The 16030-nt window shown below is 70.2% G+C and carries 12 protein-coding genes; 8 read left to right on the top strand and 4 right to left on the bottom strand.

Features of this window, described 5'->3' with window-relative positions:
- Positions 1-74 precede the first annotated feature (74 nt).
- The gene (locus tag ACZ4UU_RS07930) at positions 75-260 is read right to left on the bottom strand and encodes a hypothetical protein (RefSeq protein WP_383454235.1); all 186 of its coding nucleotides are present in this window, start codon (positions 258-260) and stop codon (positions 75-77) included.
- A 598-nt stretch (positions 261-858) separates the two neighbouring features.
- On the opposite strand from ACZ4UU_RS07930, the gene ACZ4UU_RS07925 reads away from it, so the two are divergent.
- The 8 genes from ACZ4UU_RS07925 (at position 859) to ACZ4UU_RS07890 (ending at position 11393) form a co-directional block, all read left to right on the top strand.
- On the top strand, positions 859-4623 hold the full coding sequence (locus ACZ4UU_RS07925) for a sensor histidine kinase (protein ID WP_468037504.1): 3765 nt from the start codon (positions 859-861) through the stop codon (positions 4621-4623).
- 9 nt (positions 4624-4632) lie between these two features.
- A complete protein-coding gene (locus ACZ4UU_RS07920; RefSeq protein ID WP_030051302.1) occupies positions 4633-5046 on the top strand; it encodes a roadblock/LC7 domain-containing protein in 414 nt (137 codons plus the stop codon).
- A gap of 114 nt (positions 5047-5160) precedes the next feature.
- On the top strand, positions 5161-5559 hold the full coding sequence (locus tag ACZ4UU_RS07915; protein ID WP_003997626.1) for a DUF742 domain-containing protein: 399 nt from the start codon (positions 5161-5163) through the stop codon (positions 5557-5559).
- A complete protein-coding gene (locus tag ACZ4UU_RS07910; RefSeq protein ID WP_030051303.1) occupies positions 5540-6115 on the top strand; it encodes a GTP-binding protein in 576 nt (191 codons plus the stop codon). Before ACZ4UU_RS07915 ends, ACZ4UU_RS07910 begins: the two co-directional genes overlap by 20 nt.
- 390 nt (positions 6116-6505) lie before the next feature.
- Positions 6506-9733, top strand: coding sequence for a nitrate- and nitrite sensing domain-containing protein (locus tag ACZ4UU_RS07905; RefSeq protein ID WP_468037501.1), 3228 nt, complete (start codon positions 6506-6508; stop codon positions 9731-9733).
- A gap of 10 nt (positions 9734-9743) precedes the next feature.
- Positions 9744-10157 carry a roadblock/LC7 domain-containing protein gene (locus tag ACZ4UU_RS07900; protein WP_004983065.1) on the top strand — a complete coding sequence of 138 codons (414 nt, stop codon included), beginning with the start codon at positions 9744-9746 and terminating at the stop codon, positions 10155-10157.
- Between the two features lie 95 nt (positions 10158-10252).
- Positions 10253-10831 carry a DUF742 domain-containing protein gene (locus ACZ4UU_RS07895; protein WP_234765771.1) on the top strand — a complete coding sequence of 193 codons (579 nt, stop codon included), beginning with the start codon at positions 10253-10255 and terminating at the stop codon, positions 10829-10831.
- A complete protein-coding gene (locus ACZ4UU_RS07890; protein ID WP_026248371.1) occupies positions 10812-11393 on the top strand; it encodes a GTP-binding protein in 582 nt (193 codons plus the stop codon). The genes ACZ4UU_RS07895 and ACZ4UU_RS07890 overlap by 20 nt, the downstream gene beginning before the upstream one ends.
- 254 nt (positions 11394-11647) lie before the next feature.
- On the opposite strand, the gene ACZ4UU_RS07885 is transcribed toward ACZ4UU_RS07890, so the two are convergent.
- From ACZ4UU_RS07885 to ACZ4UU_RS07875, 3 genes are all read right to left on the bottom strand, one after another.
- Positions 11648-11842 (bottom strand): acyl-CoA carboxylase subunit epsilon, encoded by a 195-nt coding sequence (locus tag ACZ4UU_RS07885; RefSeq protein WP_468037499.1) that lies wholly within the window; start codon positions 11840-11842, stop codon positions 11648-11650.
- A gap of 57 nt (positions 11843-11899) precedes the next feature.
- On the bottom strand, positions 11900-13483 hold the full coding sequence (locus tag ACZ4UU_RS07880; protein WP_468037497.1) for an acyl-CoA carboxylase subunit beta: 1584 nt from the start codon (positions 13481-13483) through the stop codon (positions 11900-11902).
- A gap of 154 nt (positions 13484-13637) precedes the next feature.
- Positions 13638-15968, bottom strand: coding sequence for a polysaccharide lyase 8 family protein (locus ACZ4UU_RS07875; protein ID WP_468037495.1), 2331 nt, complete (start codon positions 15966-15968; stop codon positions 13638-13640).
- Positions 15969-16030 lie beyond the last annotated feature (62 nt).

Here is a 16030-nt window from a genome sequence, read left to right as displayed (position 1 = left end):
CGAGGGCCGCGCGTATGACCGCCGTACACGGCACTTTGGCGGGCGCCTTGAGTGATCCGGGCCCGGTGCGCGTATTACCCGGCGACGGAGGCCGTGGCGGGGGCCTCCACGAGGATGGTGCGCCGCGGGTTGGCGGTCTGGGTGGGGAGGTCGACGGAGTGCTCCTGCTCCGGGGTCTGCAGGGCGTCGGCGTCCTCGAGGTGCGCCAGCGTCGTGCGCCGCGGGTTGGCTATGTTGTGGAACATCATCGTCGTCTTCACGGTTGTACGTGACCCTGTCGTGTCGGGGCGCCGGTGGAGCCTGGTCTCGCGCGGGCGCGGGGTTGTCAAAGTCTTACATCATGTAAAGCGCCAGGCTAAACACGCGATTCCCCTCCGAGGTCGCGGGGACCCTTGATGTGCGTGTGAGTTTGCTCACGAACCTGCAAACAAAAGGGTCAATTCGGGCTCGCAACTCACCCCCACGAAACGGACATTCGCCACCTGAACCCATCATTCCGCTCCCGATCATGGCGACTGGGACACCTGCCGCACCCGGGCGGCTCGCGGGCATAAGTCCGTTATGGCCTGGATCAGTTTCTACGGCAGGTAATCTCGCCCTCACGTGGTGTCACGTATGTCACGGCTCGACCTACGGGCCTTGTTGGAGATCCTGCACTGTGCTGGAATTCCACGGACCGCCGCAGGATCGAGCCGGCGCACAGGGGGCGCACCGAGCGCCTGGTGGCGGCGAGATAGGGGGAACCAGCGCCGGTCACTCACGACCACCGGGGAGCGTGTTCAGGACGCTCCCCATGACGCCGACACCGTGCCCGTCCGTTCATGCGGAGGGGCGCCTGGTCCAGAGGTTGCGACGCTAGTGCAGGGACGTTTCAAGAGGGATGGCAGCGCTTCGGCGGAGCCGGAGCACGGCGGGACCGACCGAGGTCCCTCGACCCAGCACGCCCAGAACCAGGGAGGACCGGCCCTGTCCGCCGACGGTGGTGAGCGCTCCGGGCACCCGGCCGTGTCGGCGTCCGCGGGGGCGTCGAGCCCTTCCACGCCGGCCCCGAAGAAGGCCCCCAAGGGCACCGGTGGGCCGGGCACGCGAATAGCCCTGCGCAACTGGCGTATCTCCACGCGTCTGGTGGCGCTGCTGACGCTTCCGGTGGTCGCGGCCACCTCGCTGGGTGCCCTGCGCATCAGCGACAACATGGACGACATCCAGCAGCTCGACAACATGAAGCTGCTGACGGACATGACCAAGCGGGCCACCGAGCTCGCGGCCGCGCTCCAGGAGGAGCGCGACCAGTCCGCCGGTCCGCTGGCGCACGGTGCCAAGGCGACCGACTACACGGTCAAGGGCTACCGGGACAAGACCAACCGGGCCCGCGACAGCTTCATCGAGGCGTCCGAGGAGATCGACGACTCCAGCAAGGACGGCAACCTCAAGGGCGTCCGCGAGAACCTCGTCCAGCTCGTCGGCGACCTGGGCACCATCGAGAAGATCCGCAGCAACGCCTACGAGGCCAAGGACAACTCCACGCAGACCGTGGAGGCCTACCACCGGCTGATCACCAACCTGCTCGGTCTCTCGCAGGACATGGCGGAGGCGACCAGCAACCCGGAGATGATCCAGAGCACGCGTGCCCTGGCGGCCTTCTCCACCGCCAAGGAGTACGCGTCCATCCAGCGCGCGGTCCTCGCCGCGGCGCTGCCCGCGAACAACGACAGCGTCGGCGACCTCTCCGAGAACGACCGGCTGTACGCCGAGTCCGCGCTGGCGAGCCAGCGCTCCGAGCTGAAGAGCTTCCGGAGCATCTACGGCACCCAGGGCGCCGCCGACCTGCTCAAGTCGATCGAGAAGGGCAACCCGACGATCACGGCGAGCGACAAGTACGCCAACCGTGCGCTCGGCAACCCCAACGCCCTGGACGACCTGGAGAAGCGCTCGTACCGCGACTGGGTCGACGACAGCACCACCAAGATCCAGCAGATGCGCGCCATCGAGACGACGCTGCTGGAGGACATGGAGCAGAAGGCCCGCGAGCTGCGCAACGAGTCGGAGCGCGAGGCGATCATCTCCGGTGCGCTGATCCTGCTCGTGCTCGGTGTCTCGCTGGTCGGCGCCTTCGTCGTCGCCCGCTCCATGATCCGCTCGCTGCGCCGGCTGGAGGAGACCGCCACCAGGGTCGCCCAGGACCGGCTGCCCGAGCTGGTCAAGCAGCTCTCCGAGTCCGACCCGCAGGATGTCGACACCTCCGTCGAGTCGGTCGGTGTGCACTCCCGGGACGAGATCGGCCAGGTGGCCGCGGCCTTCGACGACGTGCACCGCGAAGCCGTCCGACTGGCCGCCGAGCAGGCCCTGCTGCGGGGCAACGTCAACGCGATGTTCACCAACCTCTCGCGTCGCTCCCAGGGCCTCATCCAGCGCCAGCTCTCGCTCATCTCCGAACTGGAGTCCCGCGAGGCCGACCCGGACCAGCTGTCCTCCCTCTTCAAGCTCGACCACCTCGCGACGCGTATGCGCCGTAACGGTGAGAACCTCCTCGTCCTCGCGGGTGAGGAGCCCGGTCGTCGCTGGACCCGCCCGGTCCCGCTGGTCGACGTGCTCCGCGCCGCCGCCTCCGAGGTGGAGCAGTACGAGCGCATCGAGCTGGCCTCCGTGCCGACCACCGAAGTGGCCGGCCGCGTGGTCAACGACCTCGTGCACCTGCTCGCCGAGCTGCTGGAGAACGCCACCTCGTTCTCCTCCCCGCAGACCAAGGTCAAGGTCACCGGTCACGCGCTGCCCGACGGCCGTGTGCTGATCGAGATCCACGACACCGGCATCGGCCTCTCCCCCGAGGACCTCGCCGCGATCAACGAGCGGCTCGCCTCGCCGCCCACCGTGGACGTCTCGGTCTCCCGCCGCATGGGCCTCTTCGTGGTCGGTCGGCTGTCCCAGCGGCACGGCATCCGCATCCAGCTGCGCCCCTCCGACTCCGGTGGTACGACCGCGCTGGTCATGCTGCCCGTCGACGTCGCCCAGGGCGGCAAGAAGCCGGCTCCGGGCAAGCCCGGTCAGGGCGGCCCCGCCGGCTCCGGTGGTCCCGCCGCCGCGCAGGCCGCCGCGGGTGCGGCCGCCGCTCGTCGTCAGGCCCAGGCCGGTGGCGGCCCGCTCGGCGCGGGTGCGCCGGGTGGCGGTGCCCTCGGTGCCGGTGCGGCCGGTGGTGGCCGGCTCGGTGCCGGTCAGGGTCCGCGGGCCGCGCTGCCCGGACGTGAGGGTGGCGGGCTTCCGGGCGGACCGGGTGCCCCGCGTGGTCCGCAGGGCCAGGGCGGCGCGCCGTCGCAGGGCCGGCCGGCTCCCGCGGGTGCCGGCGCCGGCTTCGGTGGCCAGGCTCCGGGTGCCCCGCAGGGGTTGCAGGCCGCGGGCACGGGTCAGGACCCGTTCGGCGGCGGCCAGGACGCCTTCGGCGGCTCCCGTGGCGCGGGCCCCGGCCGTGAGCAGTCCCGGCCGGGCGGACCGTCGGCGCCGCAGTCCCCGCCCGCCGGCGGTGAGAAGGGCCGCCGTGGCCGTCAGCCGCAGCTTCCGCCGCGCGGTGGTCCGCGTGCCGAGCTGCCCGGCGGCAACCAGCCGTCCCGCCCCAGCTGGAGCGACGAGAACGCGCAGCCGCCGGTGCCGCGCGCCTCGCTCGACACCCCGCGCGGACACGACGAGGACCCCTCGCAGACCTCCCGGATGCCGCGGATCGACGACCGTCAGGGCCCCGGCTCGACGGCGGAGATCCCGGCGGTCCCGCGCCTCGACGCCCGCCCGGACTACGACGCCGCGGGCCCGGCCTCGTACAACCCGCAGAGCACGGGCCAGTTCGCCCGCCCCGCCGGGAACGAGCCGCAGGGCACGGGTCAGTTCGTCCGCTCGGACGTCTTCGGCGCCCCGAACGGGCAGAACACTCCGGCGCAGCAGGGCCGGCCGACGGCTCCGCAGGCGTACGACGGCAGCTCCACGGGCCAGCACGCGCTGCCCGGCCGCCAGAACCCCGAGTCCACCGGACAGTTCGAGCGGCCGCAGGTCAACGGCACCTACGGCGGCAATGGCGGCTACGGCGCCCCGCAGCCCCCGGCTCCGGCCCCGGCGCGTCCGCAGCAGCGGCCCGCGCGGCAGGAGCCCGAGGCGCTGCCGCCCGCGACGGGTCCCGGTGACGGGCGTACGCCGCTGTACGACACGTTGGAGACCAACTGGTTCCACGGCGGTCCGCAGGGACGTCAGTCCGGTGCGGGCGGCTCGGCTCCGGCCTCCGCTCCCCAGGAGCCGCAGGCTCCCGCGGCTCCCGCGCAGTCGTCCTCCGCTTCCCAGCGGACCTCATCGACCGCCTGGCGCAGCTCGCCGAACGACGATCTCGTCCGGCAGGCGGAACGCGTCCGGCAGCCGGCCGCGGGCGGGGTCACCACCTCCGGCCTGCCGCGCCGGGTACCCAGGGCGAACCTCGTCCCGGGTACGGCTCAGCAGCAACAGCACCAAGCCGGTCCGCAGGTCTCGCGTGCGCCTGACGACGTACGCGGCCGGCTGACCAATCTCCGTCGGGGTATCGCGCAGGGTCGTGAAGTCCGTAACGGCCAGACCGGCAGCTTCCCGAACCCCACTCACCAGCAGGAGCGTTAGTTGAGCCAGATGAGCCAGGCGGCACAGAACCTCAACTGGTTGATCACCAACTTCGTGGACAACACCCCCGGGGTGTCCCACACCGTCGTCGTGTCCGCCGACGGTCTGCTGCTGGCGATGTCGGAGGGCTTCCCCCGCGACCGTGCCGACCAGCTGGCGGCCGTCGCGTCGGGCCTGACGTCGCTGACCGCGGGAGCCTCCCGGATCTTCGACGGTGGCAGCGTGGCACAGACCGTCGTCGAGATGGAGCGGGGATTCCTCTTCCTCATGTCCGTCTCTGAGGGTTCGTCCATCGCCGTCCTGGCACACCCCGAATGCGACATCGGCCTCGTCGGCTACGAGATGGCGCTGCTGGTCGACCGGGCGGGTGCGGTACTCACGCCGGACCTGCGCGCCGAACTCCAAGGCAGTCTGCTCCACTGATCACCCCCGGATCCACCCGTCTCACCAAATCACCGTCCGGCCGCCACAATCCCCGCACTGGCCCCCACCCAGACGGCTTGACTGACCGACTTGCTGTCCCCGCCCGGAGGATTCATGACCCCGCCCACCGCCTCTCATGATCCGTACGCGGAGCCGTACGAGGATGAGGGCGACCAGCCGCTGGTACGTCCGTACGCGATGACCGGCGGCCGGACCCGGCCGCGCTACCAGCTCGCCATCGAGGCGCTGATCAGCACCACGGCCGACCCGGCAGCGCTCATGGGGCTCCTCCCGGAGCACCAGCGCATCTGCCACCTGTGCCGTGAGGTGAAGTCGGTCGCCGAGGTCTCCGCGCTGCTGTCCATGCCGCTGGGCGTGGCCAGGATCCTCGTCGCGGACCTCGCCGAGGCCGGCCTGGTCGCCATCCACCAGCCGGGCGGCGACGAGAACAACGGCGGCGCTCCGGATGTGACGCTGCTCGAAAGGGTGCTCAGTGGACTTCGCAAGCTCTGAACCAGGCCGGGCGACCACCTCCGCGAAGATCGTGGTGGCGGGTGGCTTCGGCGTGGGCAAGACCACGTTCGTCGGCGCGGTCTCGGAGATCAATCCGCTGCGCACCGAGGCCGTCATGACGTCCGCGAGCGCGGGCATCGACGACCTCACGCACACCGGTGACAAGACCACCACCACGGTGGCGATGGACTTCGGTCGTATCACCCTGGACCAGGACCTGATCCTGTACCTCTTCGGTACGCCCGGCCAGGACCGCTTCTGGTTCATGTGGGACGACCTGGTGCGCGGCGCGATCGGCGCCGTCGTGCTGGTCGACACCCGCCGGCTCGCCGACTGCTTCCCCGCGGTCGACTACTTCGAGAACAGCGGGCTCCCGTTCGTCATCGCCCTCAACGGTTTCGACGGACACCAGCCCTACACGCCGGACGAGGTGCGCGAGGCGCTTCAGATCGGTCCGGACGCGCCGATCATCACCACCGACGCCCGGCACCGGGCCGATGCCAAGAGTGCGCTGATCACGCTGGTCGAGCATGCGCTGATGGCCCGGCTGCGGTAGGGCAAGTCGGTAGCGCCATACGGCAGTTGTCGTAGATGTGCCGGAGCCGGCTGTGGCCTTTGACACGGTCGGCTTCGTTGTTCATAACGTTTCGGCAGAGGAATCGGGTGGTATGGCCACTCGTCGCGGTCAACCGGTGTCGCTGCGCGCACGAATGCCCCGTCTTTTGACGGGGCTCGCTCTTTATGACCGTTTTATCTGGGGCTTACATCACGTGGAATGATGCGCTTCAACTGTTTGGAAGAGCGCAGGCCGACGTGCTGGAATGCGAGAACTGCCCAATAGTCAAAGACGTACTCAGCAGTACTGCGTACTACTCGATGGCGAACTGGGCTCTGAGACACAGCGGCACAACGTAGGTGCCGACCCCGCCGGAAGGTTGTTGGTCGAGTGAGGCGAAGCAAGAACAGTCCCGAGCCGTCGGCCCGGGGCAACTTCACCCCGCCGCCGCGCGGAGCGGCGCCCGCCCCTGTGCCCGGATCGGAACCGACGACGGCGCCCGCGCCAAGCGGCGGCCGTCTCTCCCCGCGCAACTGGCGCGTGCCGACCCGGCTGAACGCGATCCTGCTCATACCCGTGCTGGTCGGCCTCGTCATGGGCGGCTTCCAGGTGAAGAGCTCGATCGACACCTGGCAGGAGGCCGAGGACGCGGAGAACACCGCGCGTCTGGTCGCCGCCGCCCTCACCTACGGCGATGCCCTGCTGGAGGAGCGCGACTCGACCGCCGCTCCCCTGCTCCAGGGCAAGGGCGAGGACGACCCGTCGGTCGTGGCCGCCCGCAAGAAGACCGACGACGCCGCCGACGCCTTCGACGTGGCCGCCCAGAGCATGCCCGACCGGGCGAACCTGGTGCGCCGTCTGGAGCGCTTCCGTGAGGTCGAGCCGGATCTGACGGACCTGCGCGCGGCCGCCTACACCAACAAGCTCACCGGCGTACAGACCGAAGAGGGCTATGTCGAGATCGAGCACCGGCTGCTGGAGTTCTCCAACGAGCTGGGCCTGGGCACCGGCAACATCACCAGCTACGGCCGTACCGTCTACGCCATCTCGCTGACCAAGGGCGCCCTCTCCCTGGAGCGCTCCATCGGTATGCACATGCTGGTCAAGCCGGGCCCCAAGGCCACGGACCTGGCCCGGCAGCGCATCGCCCTGTCCTCGTACGCCTACCTGGAGGGCATCGCCATCCAGGAGTACCAGAGCGGTGGCACCGAGCAGGACATCCAGAAGCTGCAGGACGCCACGAACAAGATCAAGACCGAGGGCGCCGCCATGGCCGCCGCGGCCAAGCAGAAGAACCCGGACTACGTGGCGCCGCCGGCCGACCCCACCAAGATGGTCGGCGCGCTGGCCCAGCTGAGTTCCACGGACACCAGTGAGCGTGCGGCGCTCGCCCAGCAGGGCATCACCGCCGAGAACTGGTGGGCGGTCAACACCCTCAAGTACAACGCCTACCGCGACATCGAGAACAACCTCGCGAACACCGCGGTGAACGAGGCCTCGGTCATCTCCGACGACGCCAAGCGCGACGCCCTGATCACCGGTGCCGCCGTCGTGGTCGCCCTGCTCGCCGCGTTCATCCTGGCCGGCATGGTCGCCCGCCAGATGTCCCGCTCGATGCGCCAGCTGCGCAACGCCGCCTTCGGCATCGCCGAGCAGCGGCTGCCGATGCTGGTCGACCAGCTCTCCCGTACCGACCCGGGCCGCGTCGACACCCGCGTCCAGCCCATCCCGATCAACACCCGGGACGAGATCGGCGAAGTCGCCCGCGCCTTCGACCAGGTCCACCGCGAGGCCGTCCGGCTCGCCGCCGAGCAGGCCCTGCTGCGGGGCAACATCAACGCGATCTTCACCAACCTGTCGCGCCGCAACCAGTCGCTGATCGAGGGCCAGCTGACCCTGATCACCGACCTGGAGAACAACGAGGCCGACCCGGACCAGCTGGAGAACCTCTTCAAGCTGGACCACCTCGCGACCCGTATGCGCCGCAACGGCGAGAACCTCCTGGTCCTCGCCGGTGAGGAGCCCGGCCGCCGCTGGGACCAGCCGGTGCCGCTGGTCGACGTCCTGCGTGCCGCCTCCTCCGAGGTGGAGCAGTACGAGCGCATCGAGCTCTCCGGCGTCCCCGAGGCCGAGATCCACGGCCGTGCCGTCACCGACCTCGTGCACCTGCTCGCCGAGCTGCTGGAGAACGCTACGACGTTCTCCTCCCCGCAGACCAAGGTCCGTGTCACCGCGACCCGTCTCCCGGACGGCCGCGTGATGATCGAGATCCACGACAAGGGCATCGGCCTCACCGCCGAGGACTTCGCGGACATCAACCACAAGCTGGCCAACCCGCCGACCGTGGACGCCGCGATCTCGCAGCGCATGGGCCTGTTCGTGGTCGGCCGGCTGTCCGACCGGCACGGCATCCGCGTCCAGCTGCGGCCCTCGGGCGAGCAGGCCGGCACCACCTCGCTGGTCATGCTGCCGGACGCGATCACGCACGGTGGCGGCGGCGAGCAGCAGCCGGCCCAGGACGAGTTCACCGTCTCGCAGATCATCCCGGAGCAGCAGTTCCAGGGTGAGAACTTCAACCAGCCGCAGCTGCGCACCGCCGCCGAACTGGGCTTCGACGACAGCCGCTACGAGGTCCCGGACGACCTTCGCGACCTGGACCCCGTCGGCCGCTCCCTGATGCGCGAGGAGCGCCGGGCGGCTCTGGAGGCCCAGAACCACGGCCAGGCGCCCGCGCTGGAGAACCCCGAGACGCCGGCGTACGACGAGTTCACCGGTCAGCCGGCCTACGACGACCGGGGCGGCTTCGCGGAGCAGCCCGGCGGATACGACCCGCAGCAGGCGCAGCCGACGTACGAGGAACAGCGGCAGACGCAGTACGAGGAGCAGCAGCGTCCGTCGTACGACGACACGTACTACGCGCCGAACGGCGGCCTGCCGCAGAACGACACCTTCTCGTCCAACGGCGGCTACCCGGAGCCCTCCTATCCGGAGCCGGTCCGTGAGGAGCCCGCTGCAGCGAGTGCCTCCGCCCCGGAGACCTTCCCGGCCTTCGAGCAGCGGCGTCACCAGGACGACTGGCCGCAGCAGAACGGCTACCGCGACGGCTACCAGGACCAGTACGCTCCGGAAACGGAATCCGCGCAGGCCGATGACGCAAGCGAGCGCGACCGCGTAGGCTTCGACCGTCCGGAACCGGCCTCCCCCGCCGCCCACGCACTGACCGACGCCGGCCTTCCCCGCCGCGGATCCGCCGCGAGCGGCACCAACGGCGCCCGGCCGGTGCGGCAGGAGTCACCGGCCCCCACGCCGGAGAGCAACGGCGACAGCAGCTGGCGTTCGGCGAACGACGACCGCTGGCAGCAGGCCGCGCAGCTCCGGAAGCCCAAGGCGGGCGGGGTGACCTCCTCCGGCCTGCCGCGGCGGGTACCCAAGGCCAACCTGGTCGAGGGAGCCGCCGAGACCACCCCCCAGGGAGGTCCACAGATCTCCCGCGCTCCCGAGGATGTCCGGGGCAGGCTGAGCAACCTGCGCCGCGGTGTCCAGCGGGGACGCAGCGCGGGAAGTGAAACGAACGGTCAGGGCTTCGGTTCTGACAGCACCTACAACCAGGAGCGTTAGTGTGAGCCCGATGAGCCAGGCGGCACAGAACCTGAACTGGTTGATCACCAACTTCGTGGACAACACCCCCGGGGTGTCGCACACGGTGGTGGTCTCCGCCGACGGACTCCTTCTGGCGATGTCCGAAGGGTTTCCCCGCGACCGCGCCGACCAGCTCGCGGCCGTCGCCTCCGGTCTGACCTCGCTGACCGCGGGTGCCTCGCGGATCTTCGAGGGCGGCAGCGTGAACCAGACGGTTGTGGAGATGGAGCGGGGATTCCTGTTCATCATGTCCATCTCCGACGGATCGTCGCTCGCGGTTCTCGCACACCCCGAGGCGGACATCGGCCTCATCGGGTACGAGATGGCACTTCTGGTCGACCGTGCCGGTACGGTCCTGACGCCGGATCTGCGTGCGGAGCTCCAAGGGAGCCTGCTCAACTAACAGACAGTCGGTGCGTTTTGGCGTCCCGTAGCCGTAAGGTTTCGGGACGCGGCTCCACATGATGGGTGCCAGGCACAGTCGGAGGAGGAGAGAAAGTGGCAACACCCCCAGGCGGTTCATCGTCGGGTAATTGGTCGTACGGCCCTGGCCAGGGCCAGAACGACGGTTCCCAGAACCCGAACCGTTACAACTTCCCCTCCACGCCCAGCCAGCGGCAGCCGTACGCTCCGCAGGGCCCCGGGCCCTCGCCGTACGACCAGCCGCCCGCGCCGCGCATCCAGCCCGTGCAGCCGCAACGACGCGCCCCTGAGCCGGCGCCCGCCGGGGCGTCGAACAACCCCCTGGTGCGCCCGTATGCCATGACCGGCGGACGGACGCGCCCCCGCTACCAGCTCGCCATCGAGGCGCTGGTGCACACCACCGCGCAGCCGCACCAGATGCAGGGCCAGTTGCCCGAGCATCAGCGGATCTGCAACCTCTGCCGTGAGATCAAGTCGGTCGCCGAGGTCTCGGCCCTGCTGACGATCCCTCTCGGCGTGGCCAGGATCCTCGTCGCCGACTTGGCGGAGGCGGGCCTGGTCGCCATCCATCAGCCCGGCGGCGACGAGAACGCCGGCGGCCAGCCAGACGTGACACTGCTCGAAAGGGTGCTCAGTGGACTTCGCAAGCTCTAGCGGAGGGCCTTCCCGCTCCACCACGTCCGCGAAGATCGTGGTGGCTGGCGGCTTCGGCGTGGGCAAGACCACGTTCGTCGGCGCCGTCTCGGAGATCAACCCGCTGCGCACAGAGGCCGTCATGACGTCTGCTTCGGCGGGCATCGACGACCTCACCCACACCGGAGACAAGACGACCACGACGGTCGCCATGGACTTCGGCCGTATCACCCTGGACCAGGACCTGATCCTGTACCTCTTCGGTACGCCCGGCCAGGACCGCTTCTGGTTCATGTGGGACGACCTGGTGCGCGGTGCGATCGGCGCGATCGTCCTCGTGGACACGAGGCGCCTTGCCGACTGCTTCCCGGCGGTCGACTACTTCGAGAACTCGGGGCTTCCGTTTGTGATCGCCCTCAACGGGTTCGACGGGAACCAGCCGTACAACCCTGACGAGGTCCGTGAGGCCCTGCAGATCGGGCCTGACACGCCGATCATCACGACGGACGCGCGGCATCGGGCCGATGCGAAGTCGGCGCTGATCACGCTGGTCGAGCATGCTCTGATGGCTCGTCTGCGGTAGGTAGTTGCTTTTGCGGCCACTGGGCTGCCACGGACGGTTGTCTGCCGTCTGCGGCAGCCCAGTGGCCGTTCGCGCAGTTCCCCGCGCCCCTGAAGGTCGGGCCGCTGGTCCTACTCAAGGGGCGCGGGGAACTGCGCGAACAGCCCACGACTGCCCGCAGCCGCCCATCAGACAAGGCCTCCCGAGCTCCCGGGCGCAAAAACCAACGGCCCCGCCCTCCCTACGGGAGAACGGGGCCGCTCAAGCGCCGCAGGCTACCGCCAGCTGTGCGGTGCGCGGAAGCCGCCCTCGCGCTCCAGGCGGCGCCAGCCGGCCCTGGGGCGGCCGCGGTGGGCCGGGGCGGAGTCGGACGGCTGGGCGGCGGCGCGGGCCAGGAGGATGGCCGTGATGGCGGCGACTTCCTCGGGCTCGGCGTGGCCCTTCTCGACGCGGATGTCAGGGGAGTTCATAGGTCACAGTCTCCGTGAGAGAGGTTTCCGCGGGGGTACCGCGAAGGATCCGCTGGGTTACTGCGGGGGGTTGCCGTGCTTGCGGGACGGCAGGTCGGCGTGCTTGGTCTGGAGCATCGCCAGGGACCTGGCGAGCACCTCGCGGGTCTCGGCGGGGTCGATCACGTCGTCCACCAGGCCACGCTCGGCCGCGTAGTAGGGGTGCATGAGCTCGGACTTGTACTCCTTGACCATGCGGGCCCGCATGGCCTCGGGGTCCTCGGCCTCGGCGATCTGCCGGCGGAAGATGACGTTGGCGGCACCCTCCGCGCCCATCACGGCGATCTCGTTCGTCGGCCAGGCGAAGGTGAGGTCGGCGCCGATGGACTGGCTGTCCATGACGATGTACGCACCTCCGTACGCCTTGCGAAGGATCAGCGAGATCCTCGGCACGGTCGCGTTGCAGTAGGCGTACAGGAGCTTCGCGCCGTGCCGGATGATTCCGCCGTGCTCCTGGTCGACGCCGGGAAGGAACCCGGGGACGTCCAGGAAAGTGACGATCGGGATGTTAAAAGCGTCACACATCTGGACAAAGCGCGCAGCTTTTTCCGATGCCTCGATGTCCAGGACGCCTGCGAGGACCTGCGGCTGGTTGGCGATGATGCCGACGACCTGGCCGTCGATCCGGGCGAGCGCGCAGATGATGTTCCGCGCCCAGCGCTCGTGGACCTCCAGGTACTCGCCGTCGTCGACGATCTCCTCGATGACCTTGGCCATGTCGTACGGCCGGTTGCCGTCCGCCGGGACCAGGTCGAGCAGGACGTCCGAGCGGCGGTCGGCGGCGTCGCTGGCCTCCACCCGGGGCGGGTTCTCGCGGTTGTTCTGCGGGAGGAGCGAGAGGAGGTAGCGGACCTCCGCGATGCACGTCTCCTCGTCGTCGTACGCGAAGTGGCAGACGCCGGAGGTCTCGGCGTGCACGTCCGCCCCGCCGAGGCCATTCTGGGTGATCTCCTCGCCCGTCACGGCCTTGACCACGTCGGGGCCGGTGATGAACATCTGGGACGTCTCACGGACCATGAACACGAAGTCCGTCAGGGCCGGGCTGTACGCAGCGCCGCCCGCGCACGGGCCGAGCATCACGCTGATCTGCGGGATGACGCCGGACGCCCTGGTGTTGCGCTGGAAGATGCCGCCGTAGCCGGCGAGCGCCGAGACGCCCTCCTGGATACGGGCGCCGGCGCCGTCGTTCAGGGAGACCAGCGGGGCACCGGCCGCGATGGCCATGTCCATGATCTTGTGGATCTTCGTGGCGTGGGCCTCGCCCAGCGCGCCGCCGAAGATCCGGAAGTCGTGGGCGTAGACGAAGACCGTGCGGCCCTCCACCGTGCCCCAGCCGGTGATGACACCGTCGGTGTACGGCTTCTTGGCCTCCAGGCCGAAGCCCTGGGCCCGGTGCCGGCGCAGCTGCTCGACCTCCTGGAAGGAGCCCGGGTCCAGGAGCAGCTCGATGCGCTCCCGGGCGGTCAGCTTGCCCTTGGCGTGCTGCGCCGTGGTCGCCTTCTCGCTCGGGCCGGCCAGCGCCTGAGCACGGATCTCGTGCAGCTCGGCCGTCCGCCCGCGGGCGTCGATCGGCTCACCCGGTGCCTCATCCAAAACGGTCATGTAGCGACCTTACGAAGGACACCAAGGAAAGCGAGCCGTTGACTCCGTACAGTCCTCGGCCCCTTTTCCTGGTACCCCTGAACAGAACCATCGGGGCGTGCAGCCTTTCCGACTGCTCAGAGGGCGTCCGTGTTGTGGGGGTCGCACAAAGGTGTCAGCTGAGAAGCACCTCACATCGATGGGTGGCACATACCATCCCCGGAGTGACACGGAGGCGCAGTCGGCGGCCGGTCGAGAGGATTTCGACCGGGTCGTCCGCGCGCAGGACGCGGGGTACGGGGTGGTCCCAGGTGATCTCCAGCGGCTCGCCCGTGCGCGGTGGCTCGCTGACGCAGAGCGTAGCGGTACGGCCCCGGCGGCGGAGCAGCACACTCGCCCCGGCGGACGCGGTGAGCGGACCGGCCGTGCCCGGCTGCCAGAAGTTGGCGGCCGTCAGCCCCAGGGACGGGACGCGCACCGCCTGGCGCGTGCTGTCGTTGGCCAGGACCGACAGCCAGTGGCGGCCCTGCGCGGCCCGGACGGCGACCTCTCGGCGGCGGGCGCCGGGCATGAGCAGGTAGACGTAGGTCGCGTCCGTCGGGTCGGTGCCGTGGTCCAGCCAGAGGGTCTGCCAGCGGCGGGTGCGGGCCTCCGTCGTGCTGGTGGTGTTGATGTCGGCCCAGGCGCCGGTGCGGTCCTCGCGCAGGGTGCGCAGATCGCCGTACGGCACCACCCAGCCGCCGTGGCCCTCCAGGTGCGCCCAGCCCGCGCCGCGTACGAAGGCCTGTGTGCCACCCTCCCCCAGGTTCCGGTTGTCGACGATCGTCTCGACGGGGACGCCGTCGGCACAGCTGATCCCGGCGCCGAGGCAGATCACGGCGTCGTCGACGCAGAACCACGACTTACGGGCTCGGAGCGTCGACCCGAGGCCCTTCAGGTGCTGTCCGATCGCCGCGTACACGCCGTCGGTCGTGCCGCCGACCCAGCGCACGTCGGGCTTGGGCTCGCCCCATTCACCGCCGGCCTTGTCGGGGAGGCGGAGCGTGGAGACGGTCGTGCCCGGGAGGCGGTACCAGTCGACGGTCGGCCAGTACCAGTCGGTGTACTGGTCACCGAGGCCGTCGGCCCACCAGGAGAGCATTCCGGCGCCGGTGTGCCAGCCGCGCGGGTTCTCGCCGTTGCCGCACTCGTAGTGGGCGATGCGGTCGCTGGCCATGGCGATGTTCGCGACGAAGCGCGGGCGGCGGTGGACGGCTCGGTCCATGGCCGCGAAGAGGTGGTGGCCGGTCGGTTCGGGGGCCGCGGGGACCGGCGACTCGGCGACGGCGTGCAGGCGGGCCAGGTCGGCGACGCCGAACTGAGGCGCCGTCAAGATCGGGGTGACCGTGTCCCGTTCGATCCATCCCTTGATGCGGCCGTACCAGCGCTCGCGTTCCGCCGCGCTCGCGCCGCCCGCGAGCAGGGCCATGGCGGCGATGACGCCCTGGCCGTGGAAGTGGTCGCTGCGCATGACGTGGCGCTCGTCGCTCTTGAGGTAACCCCGGCTGATGGCACGGCCGTTGACGCTGTCCATCATCAACCCGTCGTGGATGAGCGGGGCGTAGGCGTGCTCGACGCTGTCGAGGATGATCTGCCGGGCGGGGTCGGTCACCTCCCAGTCGGATCCGGCGAGCAGGGCGAAGAGGCGGCCGAGGCCGTCGAGGAGGACCTGGCCGTAGGTGCCGGAGTAGGCGACCCAGGTGTGCTGGACGAACGAGCCGTCGGCGTAGAGGCCGTCGCCCTCGGTGACGTACGGGAAGACCGGGGAGAGCGCGTCCCGGGCGAGGGCGATCTTCGCCGGGGCGCGGCCGAGGATGCCGCGCAGGGCGACGCTGCGGCAGAGGTCGACGCGGTTGGCGCCGGTGGAGGTGCCGGAGTAGTCGGTGAGCATCGCGTCCGGTACGAAGTGGTCGACGGCCGCGCAGGCGGCGGCGACCTGCTCCTCGGTGAGCTGGTCGTACAGGGCGGCCGTGATGTCCATCAGCAGGCGCGGGCTGCCGATCTGCCATTCCCACCAGTTGCCGTAGCGGGTGGTGGCGGGGTTGTAGACCGTGGCGGAGAGGTGGTCGAGGCCGCGCAGGACGTCGGCGAGGAGGGCCTGGTCGGCGGTGGAGCCGGTGCCCTGCTGGACATAGGCCTGGGTCATCGTCCACAGGCGGCCGTAGCTCTGGGTGATGCCGGCGGGCGGGTCGTAGGCGTGACCGGGCCAGAGCGAGGTGGGGGTGGGCGCCATGGTGGCCCGGAAGCCGCGGGCGAGGGTGCCGGTTTCGGCGAGGCGGGCGGCGTACGGCTCGGCGGCGGGGTCGTAGCCGGTGCCGAGGGCGATGTCGAGCCAGCGGAGGCGGAGGGCGTCGTAGGCGTCGGCCGGGGCCGCGCGGGCGGCGGGGGCGGTGGTGGCCAGGAGCGCCGCCGCGAGGAGGACGGATCGGCGGGTGGGTCTCGTGAGGCCTGTGCGCTGAGAGGTCATGCCATGGGCGTCTACCACCTCACCGTAATCACGCCAACACTTTGCGGATGATGTTGAATCCC

The sequence above is a fragment of the Streptomyces sp. NPDC028907 genome, assembly GCF_055564995.1.
Note: the sequence above shows the minus strand (reverse complement) of the source record. Positions and strands in the feature narration are given on the sequence as shown.

Bases quoted from the DNA above. Each gene is read 5' to 3' on its own strand.
- ACZ4UU_RS07885 (WP_468037499.1), bottom strand. From the start codon at position 11,842: ATGAACTCCCCTGACATCCGCGTCGAGAAGGGCCACGCCGAGCCCGAG.
- ACZ4UU_RS07880 (WP_468037497.1), bottom strand. From the start codon at position 13,483: ATGACCGTTTTGGATGAGGCACCGGGTGAGCCGATCGACGCCCGCGGG.
- ACZ4UU_RS07920 (WP_030051302.1), top strand. From the start codon at position 4,633: ATGAGCCAGGCGGCACAGAACCTCAACTGGTTGATCACCAACTTCGTG.
- ACZ4UU_RS07875 (WP_468037495.1), bottom strand. From the start codon at position 15,968: ATGACCTCTCAGCGCACAGGCCTCACGAGACCCACCCGCCGATCCGTC.
- ACZ4UU_RS07915 (WP_003997626.1), top strand. From the start codon at position 5,161: ATGACCCCGCCCACCGCCTCTCATGATCCGTACGCGGAGCCGTACGAG.
- ACZ4UU_RS07900 (WP_004983065.1), top strand. From the start codon at position 9,744: ATGAGCCAGGCGGCACAGAACCTGAACTGGTTGATCACCAACTTCGTG.